At 72.4% G+C, this 22,638-nt stretch carries 19 protein-coding genes; 11 read left to right on the plus strand and 8 right to left on the minus strand.

The genetic code is table 11. The features are described from left to right. The first annotated feature begins 194 nt into the window (after positions 1–194). The 3 genes from D7V80_RS21480 to D7V80_RS21495 all read left to right on the plus strand — a co-directional run bounded on the left by D7V80_RS21480 (position 195) and on the right by D7V80_RS21495 (position 2,434). Positions 195–428, plus strand: a complete 234-nt coding sequence (locus D7V80_RS21480; RefSeq protein ID WP_147447169.1) for a hypothetical protein — start codon at positions 195–197, stop codon at positions 426–428. A 44-nt stretch (positions 429–472) separates the two neighbouring features. Further along, positions 473–970: a hypothetical protein gene (locus D7V80_RS21485; RefSeq protein WP_233585591.1), complete on the plus strand. Its 498-nt coding sequence runs from the start codon at positions 473–475 to the stop codon at positions 968–970. Between the two features lie 714 nt (positions 971–1,684). After that, complete coding sequence (locus D7V80_RS21495; protein ID WP_233585593.1) at positions 1,685–2,434, plus strand: hypothetical protein; 750 nt, start codon at positions 1,685–1,687, stop codon at positions 2,432–2,434. A gap of 508 nt (positions 2,435–2,942) precedes the next feature. Here D7V80_RS21495 and D7V80_RS21505 read toward each other — a convergent pair. Then, entirely contained in the window at positions 2,943–3,734 is a 792-nt protein-coding gene (locus D7V80_RS21505; RefSeq protein WP_120589930.1) for an FRG domain-containing protein, read from the minus strand. 109 nt (positions 3,735–3,843) lie between these two features. Next, the gene (locus D7V80_RS21510; protein WP_014393541.1) at positions 3,844–4,080 is read right to left on the minus strand and encodes a hypothetical protein; all 237 of its coding nucleotides are present in this window, start codon (positions 4,078–4,080) and stop codon (positions 3,844–3,846) included. A gap of 275 nt (positions 4,081–4,355) precedes the next feature. On the opposite strand from D7V80_RS21510, the gene traC reads away from it, so the two are divergent. Further along, the gene (gene traC, locus D7V80_RS21515) at positions 4,356–6,170 is read left to right on the plus strand and encodes an outer membrane exchange accessory lipoprotein TraC (RefSeq protein ID WP_120589931.1); all 1,815 of its coding nucleotides are present in this window, start codon (positions 4,356–4,358) and stop codon (positions 6,168–6,170) included. A gap of 3 nt (positions 6,171–6,173) precedes the next feature. Here traC and D7V80_RS21520 read toward each other — a convergent pair whose 3' ends face one another. Beyond that, positions 6,174–7,427 carry an MFS transporter gene (locus tag D7V80_RS21520; protein ID WP_120589932.1) on the minus strand — a complete coding sequence of 418 codons (1,254 nt, stop codon included), beginning with the start codon at positions 7,425–7,427 and terminating at the stop codon, positions 6,174–6,176. 240 nt (positions 7,428–7,667) lie between these two features. On the opposite strand from D7V80_RS21520, the gene D7V80_RS21530 reads away from it, so the two are divergent. Further along, a complete protein-coding gene (locus tag D7V80_RS21530) occupies positions 7,668–8,573 on the plus strand; it encodes an AEC family transporter (protein WP_014393544.1) in 906 nt (301 codons plus the stop codon). Positions 8,574–8,608: 35 nt separating this feature from the next. Here the strand turns inward: D7V80_RS21530 and D7V80_RS21535 are convergent, their stop codons facing one another. Next, entirely contained in the window at positions 8,609–8,818 is a 210-nt protein-coding gene (locus tag D7V80_RS21535; protein ID WP_014393545.1) for a hypothetical protein, read from the minus strand. A 251-nt stretch (positions 8,819–9,069) separates the two neighbouring features. Between D7V80_RS21535 and D7V80_RS21540 the strand changes: the two genes are divergently transcribed. Together D7V80_RS21540 and D7V80_RS21545 are read left to right on the plus strand one after the other, a co-directional pair. Continuing rightward, positions 9,070–9,312: a hypothetical protein gene (locus D7V80_RS21540; RefSeq protein ID WP_120589934.1), complete on the plus strand. Its 243-nt coding sequence runs from the start codon at positions 9,070–9,072 to the stop codon at positions 9,310–9,312. Beyond that, positions 9,305–9,595, plus strand: a complete 291-nt coding sequence (locus tag D7V80_RS21545) for a hypothetical protein (RefSeq protein WP_120589935.1) — start codon at positions 9,305–9,307, stop codon at positions 9,593–9,595. Before D7V80_RS21540 ends, D7V80_RS21545 begins: the two co-directional genes overlap by 8 nt. 63 nt (positions 9,596–9,658) lie before the next feature. Here the strand turns inward: D7V80_RS21545 and D7V80_RS21550 are convergent, their stop codons facing one another. Continuing rightward, entirely contained in the window at positions 9,659–10,846 is a 1,188-nt protein-coding gene (locus D7V80_RS21550; RefSeq protein ID WP_120589936.1) for a hypothetical protein, read from the minus strand. A 103-nt stretch (positions 10,847–10,949) separates the two neighbouring features. Between D7V80_RS21550 and D7V80_RS21555 the strand changes: the two genes are divergently transcribed. From D7V80_RS21555 to D7V80_RS21570, 4 genes are all read left to right on the plus strand, one after another. Beyond that, positions 10,950–14,048 carry an MG2 domain-containing protein gene (locus D7V80_RS21555; RefSeq protein ID WP_120589937.1) on the plus strand — a complete coding sequence of 1,033 codons (3,099 nt, stop codon included), beginning with the start codon at positions 10,950–10,952 and terminating at the stop codon, positions 14,046–14,048. Then, on the plus strand, positions 14,045–16,411 hold the full coding sequence (locus D7V80_RS21560; RefSeq protein WP_199738786.1) for an alpha-2-macroglobulin family protein: 2,367 nt from the start codon (positions 14,045–14,047) through the stop codon (positions 16,409–16,411). The genes D7V80_RS21555 and D7V80_RS21560 overlap by 4 nt, the downstream gene beginning before the upstream one ends. 208 nt (positions 16,412–16,619) lie before the next feature. Next, the gene (locus D7V80_RS21565; protein WP_120589939.1) at positions 16,620–17,657 is read left to right on the plus strand and encodes a trypsin-like peptidase domain-containing protein; all 1,038 of its coding nucleotides are present in this window, start codon (positions 16,620–16,622) and stop codon (positions 17,655–17,657) included. Positions 17,658–17,784: 127 nt separating this feature from the next. Further along, entirely contained in the window at positions 17,785–20,169 is a 2,385-nt protein-coding gene (locus tag D7V80_RS21570) for a hypothetical protein (protein WP_120589940.1), read from the plus strand. Between the two features lie 2 nt (positions 20,170–20,171). On the opposite strand, the gene D7V80_RS21575 is transcribed toward D7V80_RS21570, so the two are convergent. The 3 genes from D7V80_RS21575 to D7V80_RS21585 are packed head-to-tail and all read right to left on the minus strand — an operon-like array spanning position 20,172 to position 22,554. After that, positions 20,172–20,999: an SDR family oxidoreductase gene (locus tag D7V80_RS21575; protein WP_120589941.1), complete on the minus strand. Its 828-nt coding sequence runs from the start codon at positions 20,997–20,999 to the stop codon at positions 20,172–20,174. Next, the gene (locus tag D7V80_RS21580) at positions 20,996–21,793 is read right to left on the minus strand and encodes a ZIP family metal transporter (RefSeq protein WP_158616676.1); all 798 of its coding nucleotides are present in this window, start codon (positions 21,791–21,793) and stop codon (positions 20,996–20,998) included. The genes D7V80_RS21575 and D7V80_RS21580 overlap by 4 nt, the downstream gene beginning before the upstream one ends. Then, positions 21,775–22,554, minus strand: coding sequence for an alpha/beta fold hydrolase (locus tag D7V80_RS21585; RefSeq protein ID WP_120589943.1), 780 nt, complete (start codon positions 22,552–22,554; stop codon positions 21,775–21,777). The genes D7V80_RS21580 and D7V80_RS21585 overlap by 19 nt, the downstream gene beginning before the upstream one ends. Between the last annotated feature and the right edge of the window lie 84 nt (positions 22,555–22,638).

The raw sequence follows: 22,638 nt of genomic DNA on the forward strand, positions 1-22,638 counted from the left end.
GGGCTGGGGCGTTGGGTGCCGGTGGTGTCTGGCATTGGCGCACCTCCATGTGGGGTGTCCCGGCGGCTCTGGCAAAGGTGTGTCCCATGTCTGTCCATTTCCAGGCGGGGGGCCCCGGGGTCGCAGACACGGGTGGGGACGGACAGGGAGACAAGGTCCCGCAGGGCGTGTCGGCTCAGGCCTGCGGGAGGGGCATGCGCGACGTACCGTTGGAGGTGGAGGTGGTTCAGATGCTCATCGTCGGCGCGATGGTGGTGGGAATCCTGGTGATGATGCTGGTGATAGGTGGGGCCATCGTGGGGGGGGCGCTCGCGCACAAGAACGCGCGCGAGGACGAGGCGCGGTGGGCAAGGGAAGACGCGGAGCGAGCGGCGCGGCGCGACCGGGACCTGTCCGGGCCCATGGGTGGGGAACCCTTGCACGCGTGAAAGCGTGAGGTGCTTTCCTCGCGTGGATGCGAGGATGCCGCACCGTGCGATTCGCGCTGCTGTCATTGCTGGGGTTGCTGGTGGGGTGCGCGGGTAGACCGGGCACCATTGCTGTCGAATGGCCGGATGAACGCTCGGCCCGGCCCGTGGAGAGCCCGATGCCCGCGGGCGCGGTGCAGGCCGCGGTGGGCGCCGTCCGCGAGTTCGTCAGGACGAACCCACGACGGTTGTTCTCTGGCTGCGAGCATCCCGAGGATGGCCTCAACGTTTCGCTCTTCACGGGGCCGACGCCGGGGCTCTACTACGTGCTGTTGGATCCCGACTTCGAGCGATGTGCGGGACCGCATCGGCGCATCCTCGATGGTTGGTTCTTCTATGCCGTCACCCCCCAGGGGGACGTGGTCGCGGAATCGCCGGGGCCTCCGGATGAAGGCACGCCCACTGAGCCACCCCCGGCCCCACCGCCTGTGCCCGAAGCTCCCGTGAACGACGCTGGGCCTGGCGGGGAACAGAATGGTGTTGGCGGTGCCATGACTGAATGAGGTGCCTTCCTCTCGTGGGTGCGAGGACGCGCCGAGCGATTCGCGCTGCCTTCGTTACTGATGCTGTTGATGGGATGCGTCGCTTCGATGCGTGCTTCCACCGTTGTGGCTGCTGCGTGAATAGGGAGCATCGATGAGGGGCAGGGTTGTGGCGGCAGGATGCATCGCGGTGCTCGCGGGCTGTGCCGCCTGGGCTCCTGCCTGGAAGGGGACTGTTGAATGGCCTGACGAGCAGTCCGCGAAACTCGTGGGCCAGCCCCTGGAGGGAGGAGCCGTTCTCGCGGCCGCAGGCGCCATCCGCGAGTTGATCCGCACCAACCCCTATCCGCACCTGTTCGAGGGTTGTTCGAGCCCGGAGCAGGGACTGGTGGCAGTGGTCTTCACGGGATCGACGGAGGGGCTCTACTACGTGAGGGTGATCCACGACTTCGTCCGATGTCGTGGGGCGCGATTCCGCCTCCTGGATGGTTGGGATGTCTATGCGGTCACCCCCAAGGCCAGGTCGTCGCGAAGGATCCGCCGGGGCCAGGGGAAGCCCGGCAGTCATCGGCTCCGGATGCGGCGCCTCCTCCGGCGACTCCCGCGCAAGAGGCTCCGGCCCCACCGCCCGCGCCGGAGCTACAGGTTCCTGCTCCTACCGGGAACGCGGAGCGTAGTAGCGGCACCGTGACTGAATGAGGTGCTTTCCTCGCGTAGATGCGAGGATGCCGCACCGTGCGATTCGCGCTGCCTTCATTGCTGGGGTTGCTGGTGGGGTGCGCGGCTTCGGCGCCTGCTTCCACCACGTTCGCGGACGCGAAGACCGGTCGCGGTCCCTGGGCGGAAGTGCCTGCGGTCGAGATGCCCGCAGGGGACAACGCCATCCCCATCGGCCTGATACGGGATGTGGCGGACGCCTTCCTCACGCGTCCAGGTGCCCGAACGTGCGACCCCTCGACGCTGCGGCCCATCCAGGGGTTGTCCACGGAGTACTGCGCTGCCGTCTACGTCGCAGGCGGGCGAGAGGCCTTGTCCTGGCGCGTGTCCGAGCCGGTTCGCGGAAGCCACAGTCGCTGCTCCGCGCCTCAGCAGGTCCAGGATGAGGACTACCCGGCTTCGCAGGTCTGGGTGGTCGGGTTCATCCACAATCATCCGTGTGGCAGCCCTCCTTCGTCAGTGGACCTCATGGCCTGGCCGACGGATGCGATTGAGCCGCTGACGGCCATGGCGGTGGTGCGCCTCGTTCCTGGAAATCCCGCGCCCGCCCTCTTCAAGAACCTGGCAATCGAGATGGCCTCCGCCCTGGTCGCGGAGCGCATGGACGGCACCCGGGTCTATCTGCGCTATTTTCCCACGGGCGAAGTCGAGCAGTGGAGTGACCGGCGGCGAAGGTGGATCCTCCTGGGCACCTGCGCGCCGACACAGAGCCACCTGGGGGCGGAGCCCCGGTGCACGAATGGGCCGTTGCGGCTGCTGCGTGAATAGGGAGCATCGATGAGGGGCAGGGTTGTGGCGGCAGGATGCATCGCGGTGCTCGCGGGCTGTGCCGCGAAGCCGAAGGCGTGGACAACGCCCATCGAATGGCCCGACGAGACGTCCGCCTCGCTCGTGGGACAACCCATGGAGGCCGGTGCCGCGGTGGCTGCCGCTGGCGCGATACGGGAGTTCATCCGCACGAACCCCGACCCTACGTTGTTCCAGGGCTGTTCCAGCCCGGAGCAGGGCCTGGCGGTCGCCGTCTTCACCGGGCCCACCCAGGGCCTCTACTTCGTCGCGGTACACCAGGACTTCAGACGGTGTGGAGGCCCTCGCATCCGGGTTCTTGATGCCTGGGATGCCTATGCGGTCACTCCTCAGGGAGAGGTGCTCGCAAAGGCCCCTCCTCCGGCGGGAGATGCCTCCTTCGCGGTTCCTCCTCCTGGGTCGGACACGCAGGCTCCCGCGGAAGAGGCACCGGCCCCACCACCTGCGCCGGGGCCGCAGGTTCCTGTTCCTACCGGGGACGCGGAGCGTAGTAGCGGCGCAACCAGCGGCTGAGGCCGTCCAGGCCGGGGAAGAGGACCCGCTCGGTGATGTTCGCCTGGTCGAGCTTGTCTCTTATCTCCCACTTGAGCTTCGCCGGCACCACCAGCCGGCGCACGCCCTGGTGCTGGTGCCCCAGGAACTCGTTCAGGCTCAGGCCCGGCCCGTTCATCACTGAAAACAGCGCGAACTGATTCACGATGCGCGCATCCAGCGACGGCGGCTCGAAGAACAACACGAACGGATGCTCCCCCAGCCCGTCGAACGTCGCCAGGTCCCCCGCCACCGTCGCCAGCATCTCCGCCGTGAACACGTCCGCCCCCTCCAACCGCAGCTGCTCACGCAGCGGCCGGGGCAACTGCTGGTTCGTCTCGTGGTAGTCCACGCACCAGACCGCGCCGTCCTGCTCCAGCAGGTCCATGCGCTCCGTCATGAAGTGCAGCGCCACGTAGGGACTGAACGTCCAATCCAACAGCCGCGTCGGCATCCCGTGATGCTGCGCCAGCGCCAGCCAGTCCCAGATGGACGTCAGCCGCTCCGTGCCGGGCACGCCTCGCGCGTACTTGCGGAAGGCCCGCAGCAGGTCCCGCTCCTGCCGCACGAACGCCCCGTGGCGGTTGAGCGTCGCCGTCAAATCCAGCGTCGCGTCCGGAACGCCCCGGAACACGAAGCTCGTGCGGAACCGGCCCAGCGGCTCGTTCCATGAGCCCGCGAACAGCAGGTCCTGCAGCTCCAACCACGATGTGACCCGACGCTCCTGCATCCGCTGTCCCCTCGCCGCCTGACAAGGTGGACCCTGTCCTCCCGGAGCGCAGGGGCCGGGCGTCCAGGACGCCCGGTCGGCTCAATCACAGCGCTTGAAACAAAGACGCCTATGGCTGCCCGAAGTTCGCGGGCTGCGTGAAGGCAAACGAGCTGGCGCCCGGCGCCTTGTCCTGCTGGAACAGCGGGCACTTGGCGCAGGTGAAGCTCTCCCAGTCCTGACGGACCGCCACGTCAATGCAGCCGCCGTAGAAGCGGCAGTGGACGTTGCGGTGCTCCTCGATGGAGAACGTATCGGCCCGCAGCGGGAGGTGGAACTTGGTGGGACGCGGCTGTGGACAAGGCATTGGATTCTCTCTAGCCCCCCTCGTGGGTGCTGATTCCCTCTACTGACTGGTGCGTCGCGTCATTCCCGACCGTCCGTCGCCCGGACACTGAACGCCTGCACCCTGGCTCATCGCTGCCAGCAGAAGACCGTGTGGGTGTGACACATTCAAAAGGCACAACAGCCTAATGACGTCGGGCGTCCCTGGCCCGTCCCGCCAGGATGTCTGCCTTCACGCGGAGCAACCGGCCGGGCGGGCCGTCGGAATCTTCACGCCCGGAGCCCTTTCCCGCGAGAATGCGGGGCGTGAGCTCCCCCGCCCGACCCCCCCGCGATTCCTCCCGCTGGCTGAGCGCCCTGGCCCTGCTGTCACTCGTGCTGCTCAGCGGCTGTTCCGCCTTCTCCCGCGCCGTGCGCGAGGGCGACGGCGCCGTGAAGGAGCGCCACTGGGCGGAAGCCGAAGCCGCCTACCTGCGCGCCCTGGCCGCGGATCCGGAGGCCTCTGAAATCACCGTGAAGCTGCGCGCGGTGCGCAGGGAGTGGGGCGAGGAGGTGTACCAGGAGGCCGGCGCCGCCCATTCCTCCGGAGACCTGCCGTCCGCCACCAAGCTGCTGGTGCGCGTGCTGGAGCTGAACCCCGACCATGAAGGGGCCCGCGCGTTGCTCGCCCAGACGCTGGATGCGCGCGTCCAGGTGGCCCTGGGGCTGCTCAAGGAGGAGAAGCTCCAGGACGCCCGCGCGGAGCTGGACGCGGTGCTGGCCGTGTCGCCGGACCACGTGAACGCTCGCAAGGGCGTGGACGCCGTGCAGGTGGCGTGGGCGAAGCGCTTCTTCGCCAGCGCAGAGACGCTGGAGAAGTCCGGCAAGCTGGGCAACGCGCTCGTGGCCTACGTGCGCGCGGACCAGGAGCGCGTGGGCGCCACCGCCGCCCGGGAGCGCGCGGAGGCCGTGCGGCAGCGGCTGCGCGACGAGGTGGCCTTCCTGGTGGTGGCCTCGCCCGTGGAGGACAATGCCCAGGCCCCCGACGTTGCCCAGCGGCTGAGCGCGGGCCGGCTGGCGTCGGCGCTCCCCACGAAGCTGCCCCTGAAGGTCGTGACGGAGGCGCCCCCGGGCCGCGTGGGCGTGAAGCTGGACCTGGCCCTGGAGCGCGTGCTGCCGCTCAAGGCGGTGGAGGATTCCCAGCGCAGCCAGCGCTACCTCGCGGGCAACCGCTCCGTGCCCAACCCCAAGCGCGGCGACTACGAGAAGAAGCTGCTGGAGGCGGAGCGCACCCTGGAGGGCGTGGAGCGCAAGCAGGCCGCCGTGCTGCGCGAGTACCTCAAGGCCCAGGTGGAGCTGGGCACGCTGCGCGACGCCGCCGAGCGCTGCCGCGAGCGGGAGAAGCGCGAGTGCCGCGCGGCCATCCAGGAGTGCGGCGAGGAGGCCCGCGACGCGAAGAGCCCGGGCAAGGTGCCCAGCGAGTGCGACCCGGAGCGGTGCTCGGGGCAGTGCACCCAGGATGAAGGCCTGATGTCGATGAAGGCCAAGGCCGCGCGCGTGCTGGAGGCGGCGGTGCAGGTGGCCCTGGACAAGGCGGAGACGCAGCGCTCCGAGGTGCAGCGCAGCCGCGACTCCGTCTTCCGCGAGCCCATCACCGTGGAGGAGCCCATGTACTCGGACTTCGTCTACGACGTGCAGCTGCACCGGCTCACCGTGACGGCCACCGTGACGTCGGTGATGCGCGACCTCCTGGCGCCCCAGCAGGTGCCCGCGCCCAACACGCAGGACTACGCGGTGCTGCACGAGGACCTGGCGCACAAGGGCTACGACCGCTACGGCGTGCTCGCGGACCCCGTGCAGCTGCGCAACGAGCTGGAGCTGCGCGTGGACGCGGGCGACAAGGCCGTGGCGGACGTGGCGAAGCACGTGAAGGAGCGCTTCGACCTGTACCGCGGCAAGCGCGTGGAGGACGCCCGGCGCGGCATGGTGCGCCCCGGCGCGGAGGACGTGGTGGAGACCGCCGTGCGCGCGCTGCTGCTCACCGCGGACGCGCCGCCGCAGGACATCCTCCAGCCCGTCGCCCGCGCGCGCGGCCTCACCCGGCCCGAGGCCCTTCTGGGCGTCGGGCAGTAGCCTTCAATCCAGGCTGGCGCTCATCTCCGGGCGCTCCAACCTCAGCGTCTCCACCCGGCGCCTGCGCGCTCCCGCGATGGTCAGGTGCCACGCGGCGGCGGCCAGGCCCACGCAGAAGCAGCCGGCCCACAGCGCTCTGGCGCCCACGTGGCCCAGCATCGCTCCGCCCAGGGCGGGGGCGACGCTGGACGCCAGGCCCCACATCATGTGGTACGCGCCCTGGTAGCTGCCGCGCAGCTCCGCCGGCGCCAGGTCCGCCACCACCGACGGCGCCACCGGCGAGTGGACGATTTCGCCCAGCGTCCACACCGCCACGGCCGCCATCGCCAGCGGCACGGTGGCCGGGAGCGCGTGCAGCCCGAAGCCCACGGCGGTGAGCACGCCCGCCACCGCCAGCGCGGTGGAGCGGCGCACCCGGCCCACGCCTCGCACGACGAAGGGCTGGAGCGCGACGATGAGCACGCCGTTGACGGACATCACCAGCCCGTACTGGGCGGGCGTCAGGCCCTGCTGGGTCAGCGTCACCGGCAGGCTCATGAAGCTCTGGTGGAAGAGCAGCGCCAGCGCGAACACCGGCAGACAGAAGGCCAGGTACACGCTGTCGCGGAAGGGCGTCAGCACCGCCCCCAGCGGGGAGTGCTCCGCGTGCGCCGCTCGCGCCTCCGGGGGCCGCGTCTCCGGCACGAACGCCCAGACGCAGCAGCCGTAGAGGAACGTGGTCACCGCGTCCGCGATGAAGAGCAGCCGGTAGCCCAGCCCCGCGAGCAGGCCCGCCAGCGGCAGCGCGATGGCGAAGCCCAGGTTGATGACCCAGTAGAGCAGCCCGTACGCGCGCGCCCGGTCCTGGGGCGGCACCAGGTCCGCCACCGCCGCGGACACCGCCGGCCGGTACAAATCCCCCAGGATGCCCAGGAGGAACGCCGCCACCGCGATGTGCCCCGGCGTCTCCGCGTGGCCAATGAGCAGCAGGGCCCCCGACCCCAGCCACAGGCCCCCCGCGAGCGTCAGCCGCCGGCCCACCCGGTCCGCGAGCATGCCCCCCAAGGGCGCCGCCAGCACCGCGCCCGCGCCGTTGAGCGCCACGATGAAGCCCGCCTGCTCCACGCTGAAGCCGCGCTCGCGCGTGAGGTACAGCGCCAGGAACGGCGCGACGAAGGACCCCAGCCGGTTCACGAAGGTGCCCACCCACAGGACCCAATACGTCCGTGGCAGGCCACCCCCGCCCAGCGCTCTCAACACCGTGGCAACGGGATTCATGGCGGTTGCCCGACGGACATGGAGAGGAAGGTCTGACCGCGGGCGCCCGCCAGCATGCGCCCGCGCCCCGCGCGTTTCCATGCGCCCTCTGGCTCACATGGGCGGTTGGAGCCGCAGGCATTCCAGCCGCGCGCGAAACGCGACTTCCCCGCGCGCACCTCATGGCGCTGGACATCGCTGGCGGGCTCCTCCAGGTTGCCGCGCCAATCCACACCCTGGAAGGCGGGACGCAAGGCGGGCATGGGGCAGGTCATCGGACTCCTGGGGGTGTGTCTCGTCTTGGGCGTGCTGGCGCGGCGCAGTGGCCGGTTCCCCGAAGGGACGGCGCCCGCGTTCAACGTCTTCCTCCTCAACGTGTCCCTGCCGGCGCTGGTGCTGCGCGCCATGCACCGGCTGGAGTTCGCGCCCGGGCTGGTGGTGGCCGCCGCGGCGCCGTGGCTGCTCTTCGTGGGGGCGGTGCTCTTCCTTCGCCTGCTCGGGCCCCGGCTGGGGCTGTCGCGCGAGTCGGTGACGGCGCTCATCCTCACCGCGGGGCTGGGCAATACGGCCTTCGTGGGCCTGCCCATGGCCGCCGCGCTGCTGGGGCCCTCGGGCGTGCCGGTGGCGGTGGTGGCGGATCAGCTGGGCTCGTTCCTGGTGCTGGCGACGCTCGCCACGCTGACGGCGGCGAGGGCCAGCGCCCGGTCGGAGCTGTCCGTCCGCTCGCTCGTGCGCAAGGTGCTGGGGTTCGTCCCGTTCCAGGCGCTGGTGCTGGCGCTGCTCCTGCGCCCCTTCGCCTTCCCGGAGTGGCTGGAGTCCGTGCTGCAGCGGCTGGGCGACCTGCTCACGCCGCTGGCGCTGTTCGTCGTGGGCTTCCAGCTGCGGCTGAAGGGGCTCTGGCCGCGCGTGCCCGCGCTCGCGCTGGGACTGTCCTACAAGCTGGTGCTCGCGCCGCTGGCGGTGCTGGGCCTGCTGATGCTCATGCCCGGGCTGGCGCTGGTGGTGAAGCAGGCCACGGTGTTGCAGATCGCCATGGCGCCCATGGTGACGGCCGCCATCCTCGCGGCCGAGCACGACCTGGACGCGGACCTGGCGGTGCTGATGGTGGGCGTGGGCATTCCGCTGTCGTTCGCCACCGCGCCGCTGCTCTTGTCCCTGGTGCACTGACGCCCGTGCGCGGCACGGGCGTCAGGGGTTTCGTTTCAGGCGAGCGCCGTGGTCTCGAAGGAGAGCTCGACGCCATTGGGCTTCACGCGCATCTGTGGGCGCGACAGCACGTGGCAGTGCGGGCAATAGCCGTGGGCACCGGCTGGCGTGGCCCGGATGGAGACCGCGCCGCCACACATCATGCAGCCCTCGGGAAGATCGAAGTCCGCGAACCGCTCTCCGCTCTGGGTCTCGAATTGGGTCATGACATTGAGTTAACGCAGGATCCGCCCGACACAAGCAGACCCGCTCCGCGCCGCGAGGACCCGGTATGGCGCCTTGCCCCACCTTTCGGGCGCACAGCAGACGGCCCTCCAGGGCAGCCTGCAAAGGTTACCGGCCGGGCCGCGACTGCTCACCCGCCGACACCGCAACCTGTTGGGCGGCCTTGCGGACGCTGGCACGGGGATTTCATGGCGCACCCCCTCGGACAGCAACGGGACGGGGGAGGCGCGGGATGGGTGCAGGGAACACAGTGAAGGTCATGTGCGACCGGAAGGGCTGGCGGGTGGAGGTCGCCCACTCGGAGGGTGTGCGGTGCTACCGGTACGGCAGCGAGTCGCAGGCGCGCTACTTCGCCGCGGTGTTCGAGCTGGGGCCGAGCGTGCTGCCCCCCAAGAACCACGCGCGAAGGCGGCAGGAGCCCCGCTTGGCTCTACCCAATGAGGTCTCTTTCGGAGAGGCTTGGCTGCATGAGTGATGCTCCCAAGCCCAAGCCCTTCATCCTTCCCAACCGGCAACACGTCACCAAGGAGCCGGATCCGGGCGGCCGTTGGTCCGCGCAGTTCCCGGACACGATTGGTTACACCAGCCAGGGCGGCGGCAAGGTGCCGGCCGACTTCGGGTGGAACACCAACCCCAAGCAGTGGCAGGAAGAGCTGACGCCGCAGACGCTGGCGGAGCGCTTCGAGGAGCTGCGCATCCTGCCTCCGAAGAAGGACGCCCCCGCGCTGCCCGCGCCGGCCACGCCCGCGAAGCCCTGAGCGTCGCCCGGCCGTCCGCTTCCAGGGCCCGGAGGATTTCGGGTCCTGTCGAAGCGTGACTCGCTAGCTGAACGGCAGACTGGCCAGCCGCTCGCGGAAGCGGGCGAGCAGGTCTCTCGCGCCGGCCTCGTTGAGCCCCTCCGAGGCCTCCTGACGGCCCTTGCGCAGGAAGGCATCGAAGGGCGCCGAGCGGCCCGACAGCGCGCCCGCCGCCGTCACCGCCTCCTCCAGGACCCGCGCCGCGCCCGGAGAGCCCAGCTCCAGGTGCATCTCCACCTGCTCCAGCTTCGCACCGCTCGCGGCCCACACGGCGCGGTCGTGCACGGTGAGCCACATGCGGGTCAGCTCCTCCATCGCTTCCTCCAGCAGCGCGAGGAAGGGCTCCACCAGCCCGGGCAGCACGTCCGGCCCCAGCGCGGCCTGCGTGCCCGCGTCGCGCAGCCGGCCTCGCGCCGCGACGATTTCGCGCTTGGTGGGCGTCTTCAGCGCGAGCGACGCGGGCAGGGACACGAACGCGGCCAGGCTCTCCTCGGCCTGCCTCGCCAGCGCGGGCCGCTGGGCGTCGGTGGCCTTCGCGGCGCGCTCCAGCCGGCCTTGCAGTGAGCGGCGCAGGTCGGCCGCGGCGCCGCGCAGGGCCACGCGCGCGCCCACCTGGTTCGCGTAGCCGGGCACCACGTCCTCGCGGCGCACGTCCGCGAAGGCCGCGGCGGTGAGGTACACGAGGTCGCCAATGCGGTTGCGGAAGTCCGCGCGCGACGCGGCCAGCTCCGACATCAGCGTCCAGCGGTCGCTCACCACCTCCGGCCGGCGCATCTGCACGCCCAGCTCCTGCAAGCGCTTGGACAGGCGCTCCGCGCTGGCGTGCAGCACGGCCTCCGCTTCCTGCGACAGGCGCTCGTCGGAGCTCGCGGGCGGCGGGGCCCAGCCGCCGTCGCTGGACGTAGCGGGGCGCGCGGGCGGAGGAAAGGCGTCGCGGATGGCGGCCACCAGCTTGTTGACGTCCGTCAGCGTCTCGCCGATGGCGGGCGCCATCGTCTCCCAGAGGGACAGGTCCGCGGCGTCGTCGGGTTCGGCGGTGGTGGGCTCGTACTTCACGATGCTCAGGTGCCCCAGCCGGTCGATGGCGACGGCGGCCGCCTGGTAGACCTTGCGCAGCCGCGTCGCGAAGTCGCGGTCCATCAAGGCTTCGAGCAGCGCATCCAGGCGGGGCGGCAGGGCATCCTGCGGGAGACGGTTCTTCGAAACGGCCATGACGCGTCACCCTAGCCCAGCCACCCCACGGATACGTCAACGGGGGGAGGTGGGGACCGGCTCCGCGCTTTCCGGCGTACAGTGGAAAGACGGGGTGAAACGCATGACAGGTGGCATCCAGCGCCGACGATGGGTGGCCAGAGGGCTCGGGCTGTTGTTCGTGGGGGGAGGCCTGGCCTTCATTGCTTCCGGACGGTGTCTGTCCGCCTGGATGTTCCAGGGCGTGGACGTGCGCGCGTGTCCGGACGGCGAGTTTCGCCAGACGGTGAGCATGACCGCCAACGGGCTCGCGCGGGGGGGCTCCAGCCGGGTGATGGTCTGGGCGGAGGCGCACGGGATGGACGCGAAGGGCCGCGAGCTCACGGCCTACGTGGGCCGGGGCACGCCGGCGCTGTTCCTGGTGGACGCGGCCGGCAAGGAGACGCCGCTGCCGCTGGATGACAAGGGCCGCTGGGAGCGCGAAGGCTCCGGTCCCCTGTCGGCGCCGGTGACGCTGCCCGCGGTGCCTGATGGCGACTACCAACTTCGCGCACGCCTCACCACGCCGCTGGGCACCGGCACGGTGGACTCGGCGCTGCCCCTGTACGCGCCCGCGCGGGTGCGCGTGCTGACGGACCGGCCCCTCTATGAGCCCGGGCACCGGGTGCGCTTCCGCGCGGTGGCGCTGCGCGCGAAGGACCTGTCGCCGCTCGATGGACGGCCGGGGACGTGGAAGGTGACGGACCCCTCCGGCGAGGTGGTGCTGGAGGAGCGCGCGCCCGCGGGCAACTGGGGCGTGGTGGCGGGGGACTTCCCGCTGGACCGGGGCGCGCCCACGGGCACGTGGACGGTGTCGTGGACCAGCGGTGGCGCCTCCGGTGACGCGGCCTTCACGGTGGAGCCCTTCACGCTGCCGCGCCTGCGGATGGAGGCGAAGAGCCCCCGGCCCTTCTGGCGCGCCAACGACACGCCGGAGGTGACGGGGCAGGTGTCCTACGCGTCCGGCGCGCCGGTGGCGGACACGGACGTGACGCTGGCGTGGAGCCACGCGGGCGCATGGCCTCCTCCGGCGGAGTGGCTCCAGGGCGAGCTGCCCACGAAGGCGCGCACGGATGCCGCCGGCCGCTTCCGCGTGACGCTGCCGCGCGTGCCCCAGGACCTGCGAGGCCAGGCCACGCTGAGCGCGAGCCTGGAGGCGAAGGACCCCACGGGCGAGCCGGTGCGCGGTGTCGTGTCGCTCCTCCTGTCCGAGGACGCGCTGGCCGTGTCCTCCGTGACGGAGCTGGAGGACGGCCTGGTGGCGGGCTTCAGCAACCGCGTCTACCTGCGAGCCACCACCGCGTCGGGCCAGGTGCTGCCGGGCGCGGAGGTGACGGTGACGCGCGCGTGGGACCCGCGCGACAAGGGCGTGAGCGCGGTGGCGGACGAGGACGGCGTGGCCGCCTTCCAGCTGGACCCGGGCCCCGCGGTGAACGTGGTGGTGCCGCCGCTGCCGGTGCGCGTGCAGCCGCGGCCGCCGTCCGTGTCGCTCGTGTCGTCGCAGGACCTGCTGGGCGCGCAGGGAGGACAGACGTCGCTGGAGGATCAGCTCGCGCTGGAGCGGCTGTTGCCCGCGCTGCACCCTTGCGCGCGCTTCGTCTCCCCGGCCTCTGGCTCCGCCATGGCGGAGTTCGCGGTGCGGGTGGGCGCGGCCGGGCAGGTGCTGGACGTGGCCGGCGCGGAAGAGGGATTGGAGGCGTGCATGGCGTCGGCGCTGCGCGCGAAAGGACTGCCGGCAAGAGCGGAGCGGATGCTCCAGCTTCGCTTCCAGGCCATGGATCCGGGCCTGCCTTCCTTCCGCTGGAACACGCAGGTCGCCTTCGGGGACGAGCGGGGCGTGAGCGACGGGCTGACGCTCGCCGCGCTGGATGCGCGTTCGTGCCTGCCTCCCACGCTGGACCGCGCCGTGGCCATCCCTGGCGCGCTGACGTGGCGGCGGTGGGCGGACAAGCCGGAGCTGGCGCTGTCCTGGGTGGCGGAGCCCGCTCCGGATGACGCGCTCCCTGGGGCGGTGCTGGCGTGCGTGAAGGAGTGCTTCGCGCGCATCCGCGTTCCGGCCTCGAAGCAGGTGGGCCGGGCGCTGTCGGAGGCCATGGGCGTGGTGCGCTTCATCGCGCAGCCCACGTATGGGGGGAACGGCATCCCCCGGCCGCCCCAGGCCACCACGTTCCTGGGCTACGAGTTGAAGGTCCGGGCGAAGTGGGACGGCCAGGACATGGGCGAGACGAAGCTCGTGCTGCGCCCCGCGCACCTGCCGCCGCTGCGCTCCCGCGTGACGCCGGTGCTGGCGAAGGCGGGCGAGTCCGTGAAGGTGGAGCTCTTGCGCGGCCCCGGCTTCACGGGTGAGCTGCCCAAGACGCTGGAGCTGGTGGCGGGGCCCACGCGGCTCAAGGAGAAGCTGGACCCGGCCACGCGCTCCGCGCACTTCACGCTGCCCAAGGACTTCGAGGGCTGGGCGCAGGTGGAGGGCGTGGCGGCGACCGCGCGCGTGTACGTGGCGCCCCGCGCGTCGCTGTCGGTGGAGGTGTCTCCGGACAAGCCCGCGTACGCGCCCGGAGAGCTGGCGCACCTCCAGGTCCACACGCGCGTGGACGGCAAGGACGGCGAGGCGGCGGTGGGCCTCTTCGGCGTGGACGAGACGCTGTCCCAGCTGGCGCCGCTGCCGGGCGCGGACGCGCTGGACGGGCTGCGGCCTGCTCCGTCGGTGGCCACGCCGGCCTTCGGCGTGCTGGACGGCCAGGCGCTGGCCATGGGCCGCATCCGGGGCGCGAACGCGGCCGCGGCGGCGCTCTTGCGCGTGACGGCGGTGCCCGGTCTGGAGGACGTGGAGACGCCCCTGTCGGTGAGCGCCAGGAGCCCCTTCTCCCCGGACGCCGAGCTGACGGAGCCCTTCTACGCGGTGCTGACGGAGCTGCACGCGCGCACGCGCAAGTGGGAGGAGAGCGCGCCCGAGGGTGAGACGTTGGACCCCGCGGGGCTCGCGCGGTTGTGGGCGGAGTCGCTGGCCGCGTGCGAGCAGCGCGGGCAGAAGGTGACGGATGCGTTCGGCCGCAAGCTGCGCCTGTCGCGGCTGCCGCAGGACCTGCTGGCCCTCACGGATCCGCGCGCGGTGGTGGTGAATGGAACGCGGTTGCCGGAGGACGTCGTGAACTGGGGCGCGTGGGTCGCCCGGGAGGCGCCATGAAGCAGCGCTCGTGGATGTCCGGGGTCGTGGGCCTCGGGGTGGGGTTCGTGCTGGGCGGGGTGACGCTCGCGCTGGTGGCGGGGGATGTGATCCGCAAGACCATGGGGCAGTCCGCCGCCGCGCTCGCGGGGGACGGCATCGTCACCATGTCGCCACGCCCCGGCGGTTCGGATGCCCTGCAGCGCAAGACGATGAAGAGCTTCGGCTCGTCGAACTCCTACGACGACGAGTCCGTCGGCTCGCGAGGAGGCGGCGGGGCCGAACCTCCGATGGCCGCGGCGCCCGTGATGGAGGTGGCGGCGCCTCCGGAGCCGGAGATGGAGGAGGGGAGCGTCAGCGAGGACAAGGGTGGCGCTGCCGCGCCCACCCGCGCGTGGTTCCCGGAGACGTTCCTCTTCGAGCCCCTGGTGGTGACGGACGCGAACGGCTCGGCGACGGTGCCGGTGCGCGTGCCGGACCGGCTGACGCAGTGGCGGGTGCTGGCGCTCGCGCACTCGCGCTCCGGCGCGCAGGCGGGGGCGGTGACGTCCTTCGCGGGCACGCTGCCCACGTACGTGGATCCGGTGCTGCCGCCCTTCCTCCGCGCGGGCGACACGGTGCGCCTGCCGGTGCAGGTGGTGAACACCACCGACAAGGCCGTGGAGGCCGCGCTCAAGGTGGACGTGAAGGGCGCGCAGGTGGAGGCCGGCGCGCGCACCGTGCGGGTGCCCGCGCGTGGCAGCGTGGTGGAGCTGGTGACGGTGAAGGCCGGGGGCGCGGGGCCGGTGACGCTGCGCGCCTCGCTGGGAGACACGGACGCGGTGGTGCGCGACTTCGACGTGTGGGCCACCGGCCAGCCCGTGGTCCAGACGCGCGGCGGTTCACTGGCCGCGCCGCGCACGCTGTCCCTGGTGGGCCCCGCGGACGCGCAGGCCGGCAGCGAGCGGGTGCGCCTGCAGGTGTACCCGGGCGCGCTGGGCATGGTGCGCGCGGAGCTGGCGGCGGTGGAGCGCCGGCCGGTGGACGTGGCGGGGGACGCGTACGCGCTGCTGCTCGCGGGTCAGGCTCCGGAGCTCTTGAAGTCGCTGGGCGAGACGGCGGACCCCGCGGCGCTGAAGGCGCTGTCGTTGGTGGCGACGCAGCGGGTGCTGCGCGCGGGGCGGGCGCCGTCAATCGAGGTGGCGACGCGGCTCGCGGAGGGCGCGCTGGCCCACCCGGACAACCCCGTGCTCGCGCGGCTGGGTGAGCGGCTGGTGGCGCAGGTGGCCCAGGCCCAGCGGCCGGACGGCACCTGCCAGGGCGGTGAGGGCTGGACGCTCCAGCGGCTGCTGGTGGCGACGGCGAACTGCGCCCGGACGGTGCGCGCGGCGCAGGGCACCCCGGAGGGCAAGCAGCGCGCGGCGGCCTTCACCGTGCGCGCGTCGGGCGTCTTCGAGCGCTACCTGCCGCAGGTGAAGGATGGCTATACGGCCGCGGTGCTGCTGGCGGAGGGCTCCGCCGAGGGCGGCGTGGCGGACGCCCTGCGCACCCGCGTGCGCGAGGCGCTGAAGTCCGGCCCGGACGGCACCGCGTGGCTGCCGGTGGAGCCGGACACGGTGCGCGCGGACGGGGAGCTGCCCTCGGAGGCGGAGGCCACGGCGATGGCGGTGCTCGCCCTCCAGGGTGATGCGAAGGCGCCGCTCGCGGACCTGGGCGCCTGGCTGCTCGCGCACTACACGCCGGGCCTGGGCTGGGGGGATGGGCAGGCCAACCGCGTGGGGCTGCGCGCCGCGCTGGCCCTCTTCAAGGACCCACTGCCGGCCCGGGTGCGCGTGACGGTGGCGCGCGACGGACAGGTCGTCACGGAGGGCACCTACGACACGAAGGCGCTGCGCGAGGTGCTGGCGCTGGAGGCCGCCGCGCCGGGCTCGGCGGGCACGCACGCGTGGACCGTGCGCGCGGAGCCCGCGGTGCCGGGGCTGGGCTTCTCCCTGGCGCTGTCCGCGGCGGTGCCGTGGAAGAGCGAGGTGAAGGGCGGCCTCCAGCTGGCCGTGACGGGGCCGAAGGAGGCGCGCGTGGGACAGCTGACGAACGTGCGCGTCCAGGTGGGTGCGCCGTCCTCGTTGCCGCTGCGCTTCCAGCAGGAGCTGCCCGCGGGCGTGCAGGTGGACCCCGCGAGCCTGGCCGCGCTCGTGGCGTCCGGACAGGTGACCTCCTGGGATGTGCAGGATGGGGCGTTGTCCTTGGACCTCTCTCCCAGGGAGCAGGGCGCGCCGGTGCAGGTGGAGTTCCGCGTGCTGCCCACGCTCGCCGGGACGTTGCAGGCGGGCGCGGCGCGACTGGGGGTGCCTGGCCGGCCAGACATCACCGCGTCGCTGCCACCCACCACCTGGGCGGTGCGCTGACGCCCTCCGGTGCCGTGGGGTCATTCTCCACTCACGGCGCCGGTGCAGGTCCCTTCCGTCCTGCCTCAGGGGCGAGTGGAATGCGCGCCGGAAGCGCGGCAGGGGCCCGTTCCTCCGGGTGCCCCCCGCCCGGTGCAATCGCTGCCCGCGTGCGTACACTTCAGGGTGCACGGCGGAGATGCATTTGCGCGCGGCAGCGAGGAATTGGATGGAGCTTGAAGGCTCCGAACAGGAGGAACTGACCCACGCCCTCCTGGGCGCGTTCACCTCGGTGGAGGAACTCCTCCGGATGGTCGAGGTGAAATGCGGTCGCAGCCTGGTGCCCCCCGTCGAACGGGAGGGGGCGGCGCGGGCCCGGGCGCTCGTGCGCACCGCGGAGGCGGAGGGGTGGACGGACGTGCTGGTGCGCGGCGCGCACGCGGCGGCGCCGGGCCATCCGCGCATCCGCCGCTTCCTGCAGAGCTACCTGTCCTCCGTGCAGCGCAGCGTGTCCGGCAGTGCCCTGATGCGCATCGTCCAGCAGTCCAGGCTGGCGCTGACGCCGCAGGTCTGGCGCGACCGGCTGACCACGCTGTCGCGGCGCGTGTGCCGCGTGGAGCTGGAGGGCGGCCGCGCGCTGGGCACCGGCTTCCTCGTGGCGCCGGACATCGTCCTGACGAACTCGCACGTCATCGAGCACCGGCTGCTGGAGGCGCTGCGCGTGCGCTTCGACTTGAAGGTGCTGCCGGACCGCATCGCGGTGCATCCCGGCCGGGTGTACGCGGTGACGGCGTGCCTGGCGCAGAGCCCGCACAGCCCGGCGGACCTGATGCACCCGCGCCCGCGCGAGGCCACGCGCGACGAGCTGGACTACGCCTTCCTGCAGATTCAGGACGCCCCCGGCGAGGACCGGCTGGGAGACCGGCCGCGAGGCTTCATCCCGCTGGCCCCGTCGTCGCCCACGGCGTTCGAGACGGGCGCGCTGGCGCTCGTGGTGCAGCACCCGAAGGGGCGGCCCATGCAGGTGGCGCTGGACACGTTCCAGGCGGTCAACCGCTCCCAGACGCGGGTCACCTACTGCACCAACACGCACCCGGGCTCGTCCGGGTCGCCCTGCTTCACGCCGGACCTGGAGCTGGTCGCGCTGCACCACAGCGGAGACCCACGCCCCGGCCACGAATCCGCCGAGGACGACGAGGGCATCCCCCTGGACACCATCCGCTCGAGCCTGTCCGGGAGCGTGCTGCGCCGCCTCGGCTGGGAGTGACGAGGCCGGGCCGCCCACGGCGAGCCTGGGAGCGGGGTTGCTACACCCGTGTTGTGGCGAGGCCTCGGATCCGCGCGCGTGGACGCGCATGCGAGCGCGGGGGAGGGGACTGCTATCGTCCGCGCGCATGAGCCCTCCCGCTCGAAGCCCCCTGGCCGCGAAGGGCCTGCTCTCCACGGGCGTGACACTGGCCTGCGCCGTGCTCTGCCTGTGGCCCATGCTCGCGGGCGCGGCGCCGCGCTTCGGCCTCGCGGGCCTGTCCTCCAACAACGAGGTGCGCCTGCGCACGTCCACCGCCCACCTGGAGACGGTGCTGCGCGTGGACCTGCTGCCCACGTCCACGGACGTGTCTCCGGACGCACCGCGCGACGCGGGCGCGGAGGCCACGCGGGTGACGGTGCTGGTGGATCCACTGCTCGCGGCGGACGGCACGCAGGTGCCGGTGACGGTGCGCGTGAGCCCGACGGAGGGCGCGGCGGAGGTGCCCATCTCCGTGCGGCAGCCGGTGACGGTGACGCTGTCCGCGGACCTGCCCGCGACCGGTGACTTCCACGGCCGCGTGGTGCTCCTGGGCGACGGCGTGCGGGAGGTCACCCCGCTCGTCGTGCAGCGCGTGGCGGCGGCGCCCACGGTGCAGTTCTATCCGGTGGCCCCCGCGCGCGGTTGGACGCTGGGGCCGTTCTCCGGCAAGGCCACGGTGCGGCTGACCTTCCGCGAGACGGCGGGCGTGGGCGGCGCGGTGGGGCCCGCGGCGGTGGTGCAGCTGGACCGCAGGGCGGGCGGCTCGGGAGACGGCGCGGCGCCCGTGCAGGCGCAGGACGCGAAGTGGTTCTTCCGCGGACCGGATGGCCAGCCGCAGGGCCCGGGGAAGGAGGGCATCCTCCAGGTGCCCGCCCATGGCACCGGCCTCTTGAGCCTGGACGTGGACGACCTGCCGGAATCCGGCGAGTACACCGGCACGGTGCGGCTGCTCGTGCCGGAGGGCGCGCCGGTGGAGCAGGCCTTCACCGTCTGGGTGAAGACGCCCGCGATATTCGGCGCGTTCCTCATCTTCCTGGGCGTGGTGACGTCCGCGGCGGTGCGCTTCTACGTGCAGCGCGTGCGCCCGCGCGTGAACCTGCGCAGCCGCGCGGAGGCCGCGCGCCAGAAGCTGCAATCGTTGGTGCCCGCCCGTCCGCTGGAGCGCGAGGCCACCGTGGCCGCGTCGCTGCGCCGCCAGGTGGACGCGCTCCTCGCGGACATCCAGCGGCCGCTGAGCGGGCTCGTCGTGCAGGACTCCGTGCTCGCCCTCTTCGAGGCGCGCCTCCAGCTGTTCTCGCTCTGGTCCGTGCTCTTGCGGCAACTGGAGGGGCTCAAGGGCGTGGCGCTGCTGGACGCGGAGCGCAAGCTCAAGGCGGTGGAGACGCTGCTCCAGAATGATCAGGCCACGTCCGCGGACTTCTCCGAACAGGCGCAGCTCTTGCGCACGCTCGACCTGGAGGCGGTGGCCCGCGCGGTGCTGGAGGCGCGGCTGACGGAGCTGGAGCAGCAGTCGCGGACGCTGACCTCCCAGCGCGGGGATGACCCGGTGAGCCGCCGGCTCCAGGGGGAGCTGCCCCTGTACGTGCTGCGCGCGCGCCAGCAGCTGCCCGGGCCCGACCTGGAGGCGTCCCGCCGGCTGGTGGAGACCGCGCGCGAGGCGTTCCTCGAAATCCTCCTGATGGACCTGGAGGACGCCCTCACCTCGAAGGAGCTTCCTGGCGGCTTCACGCAGGAGGAGTGGGCGGCGCTGCGCCTGCGCGTGGGCGAACAGCTGGCCCGGGCGCGGGCCCGCATGTCCGCCAGCGTGGACGAGGCCTACCTCTACTACCAGTCCGCGCACGCGCTGTACCTGCGCGAGCTGGTGGACAACCTGGAGGAGGCGCTGACGCAGCTCCAGGCCCAGTCCGGCGGCGGGCTGAACACCCAGTCGGACTGGCGCACCGCGGTGGACGCGCGGCTGGCGACGGCGCGCGAGCAGCTGGACAAGGGCGAAGCGAACCTGGCCTCGGCGGAGTACCGCGCCGCTCGCGAGGACTTCGCGCGCCACGTCACGCTCCCGCCGCCCCCGGTGTCCATGGGCGGCCGGCTGGCCCTGGAGTCCGTTCCCTCCGCCGTGACGCTGGACCCCTTCTCTCAGCCGGCCTCTGAGTCGCCACCGCCGCCGCAGTCGCCGCTGCCCGGCGGGCCCGCCACCGGGAACCTCTCCCCCCTGCCGCCGTCGTCCACGAAGGCGAGCACCGACGTGCTGGTGAACCTGGACTGGATTCCCCTGCCGCGCTCGCGAGACCTGTGGAAGGTGGAGCTCGCGGTGCTGGGGATGATGTCCATCATCGCGGTGCTGCTGGGGCTCCAGGTGTTGGACGTCTTCGCGCCCACGTGGGGCGGCTCCGGCGCGTGGATGACCGCCTTCCTCTGGGGCTTCGGCCTGCACCAGGTGGGCAACGCCACCTTCGACGGCCTGTGGGGCATGGTGTCGCGGCTGGAGAAGTAGCCTCAGGCCTTCTTGCCGCGGATGGCGCGCGCGGCCAGCTTGTCCACCAGCGCGGGCGCCACCAGCTTGAGCACCTGGCCCACGCGGCCGGTGAGCGTCATCACCAGCTCGCGGTCGCGGCGCTCCATGGCGCGCAGGATGAGGGCCACGCAGGTGTCCACGTCCATGGTGGGCCCCGCCTCGTCACGAGGGCTCTGTCCCAGGGGCCGGCCCTCCGGACCCAGTGCGTGCGCGCGGATGTCCGTGGCCACGAAGCCCGGCGACACCACGAGCACGTCCGTGCCGGTGCCCAACAGTTCGATGCGCAGCGAATCGAAGAAGCCCTGCATCGCGTGCTTGCTGGCGGCGTAGCCGGTGCGCATGGGCACGCCCGTCTTGCCCGTCAGGGACGACACGGCGACGAGCAGTCCCTTGCGCGCCTTGATGTACGGCAGCGCGTGGAAGGTGCAGTGCACCGCGCCCAGGTAGTTGATGCGCATGAGGCGCTCGTAGAGGCCCAGGTCCTTCACGTCCTCGAAGCGCGAGTGCATGGTGATGCCCGCGTTGTTGACGAGCACGTCCACGCCGCCGAACGCCTCCACCGTGCGCTCCACCAACCGGCGGCACGCCTCCGGGTCACCCACGTCGGTGGGCACCGCCAGCGCCTTGCCACCGGCGACCTCGCAGAACCCCTTCACGCGCTCCAGCGCCTGGGCGTCCCGCGCCGCCAGCGCCACGTTCGCGCCCAGGCGGGCCAGGGCCACCGCCAGCGCCTCGCCGATGCCCGCGGACGCGCCGGTGACAATCACGGTCTTTCCTTGCATGGGCTGCTTCTTTCCAGGGGTGTTCATCCATGTCCTCCCGCGAACCGTTCCGCGAAGTGCAATCCGCCAATGAGCAGCAGCCCACACAGGAAGCCCACCACGCGCTGGCGTGAGTCCGGGCCCCGGCGCAGCTCCGGCAGCAGGTCCACCGCGCCGATGTAGAGGAACGAGCCTCCGGCGATGGCCAGCACCGTGCCCTGGAGCGAGGGCAGATACCGCGTGCCCAGCAGCACGCCCGCGGCGCCCACCGCGGCGGTGAGCTGCACCGCGCCCAGCGCGACCAGCGACCGCGCGCGAGTCCAGCCCGCGGCGCGCAGGAGCGCGTAGTCGCCCACCTCCTGCGGCAGCTCGTGGACGATGACCGCGAACGCGGTGGCGAAGCCCGCTTGCGGCGAAACAAGGAACGCCGCCGCGACCGCCGCGCCATCACCCACGTTGTGCAACGCATCCGACGCGAGCAGCGCGCCCGGCAGCGTGGGCGTGCCCGGGTGCGCATGAGGATGGCCGTGTGCATGTCCCGCGGCGGCCTCCGCGTCGTGGTGGTGATGGCCCAGCGCCCACTCCACCAGCGCCAGCGCGACGAAGCTGGCGAAGGCCCACGCGAAGGCGGCATTGCCCCGGGCCTCCACCGCCTCCGGAAGTACCTCCAGGAACACCGCGCTCAGCAGCGTGCCGGCGGCGAAGGCCACCAGCGCGGGCAGCCTCCGTTGCAGCCAGCGCTCGGACAGCACCCCGCCCGCGAGCCCGGCCAGGCCGTCCAGCCCCACCGCGACGAAGACGAGCAGGACGGTCTGTGTATCCATCAGGGGGCCATCAGCCACGCGAGCACTTCTTGGGGATTGTCCACGTGCACGAAGTGGCCGGCATCCGGAAGGAGGGCCACGGGACAGCCACCTTCCTCCAGGCGCCGGGCGCTCTCCTCGGACACGTAGCGGCTGCGCCCGCCGCGGATGCAGCGCAGGGGCGGGTGCACGGGGCGCTCCACCGCGGGCCACAGGTCCTGGCCGTTGACGCGGCGGTGGAGCTGGAGGAGCGCGTCGCGGTCGAAGCGCCAGCGCACGCCGTCACCGTCGGGCGTGAGGTTCATGAGGAGCCAGTCCGACAGCGGCTCCGACAGGCCGTTGCCGGTGAGGTTCTCGCGCAGGGCCTTGCGGCTGTCCGCGCGTGGCGGGGCCTTCAAGAGGATGTCCAGGACATAGCCGCTGTCCGACAGGTTCAGCGGCACGGGCCCGGGCGCGATGTCGAGCAGCGCCACGCTGCGCACGCGCTCGGAGGACTCCAGGCTCGCGGCCAGGGACACGCGGCCGCCCAGCGAGTGGCCCACCCAGTCCACGGCGCCGGTGAAGCCCTGCGCGTCGAGCGTGGCCACCACGTCGCGCGCGAGCGTGGTCAGGTCCGCTTCCGGATGCAGGGCCGGGGACGTGCCGTGGCCGGTGAGGTCGGGCAGGAGGATGCGGCGGCGCGGATCCGCCTTCGTCCACGCGACGGCCAGCGAGCGCAGGTTGCGGCCCGTCCCGAGGAAGCCGTGCAACATCACCGTGAGCACGTCACCCGTGCCCACCTGAAAACTTTCGAGCATCACGCCACCGCCGTCGTGTGTCGCATGCCTTGACCTGGGGGCACGCCTGCCGCTTCATACCGCGAACCCCCCTTTCGTCGAGGTGAA

The organism is Corallococcus sp. CA054B (genome assembly GCF_003611625.1).
GTDB classification, from domain to species: Bacteria; Myxococcota; Myxococcia; order Myxococcales; family Myxococcaceae; genus Corallococcus; species Corallococcus coralloides.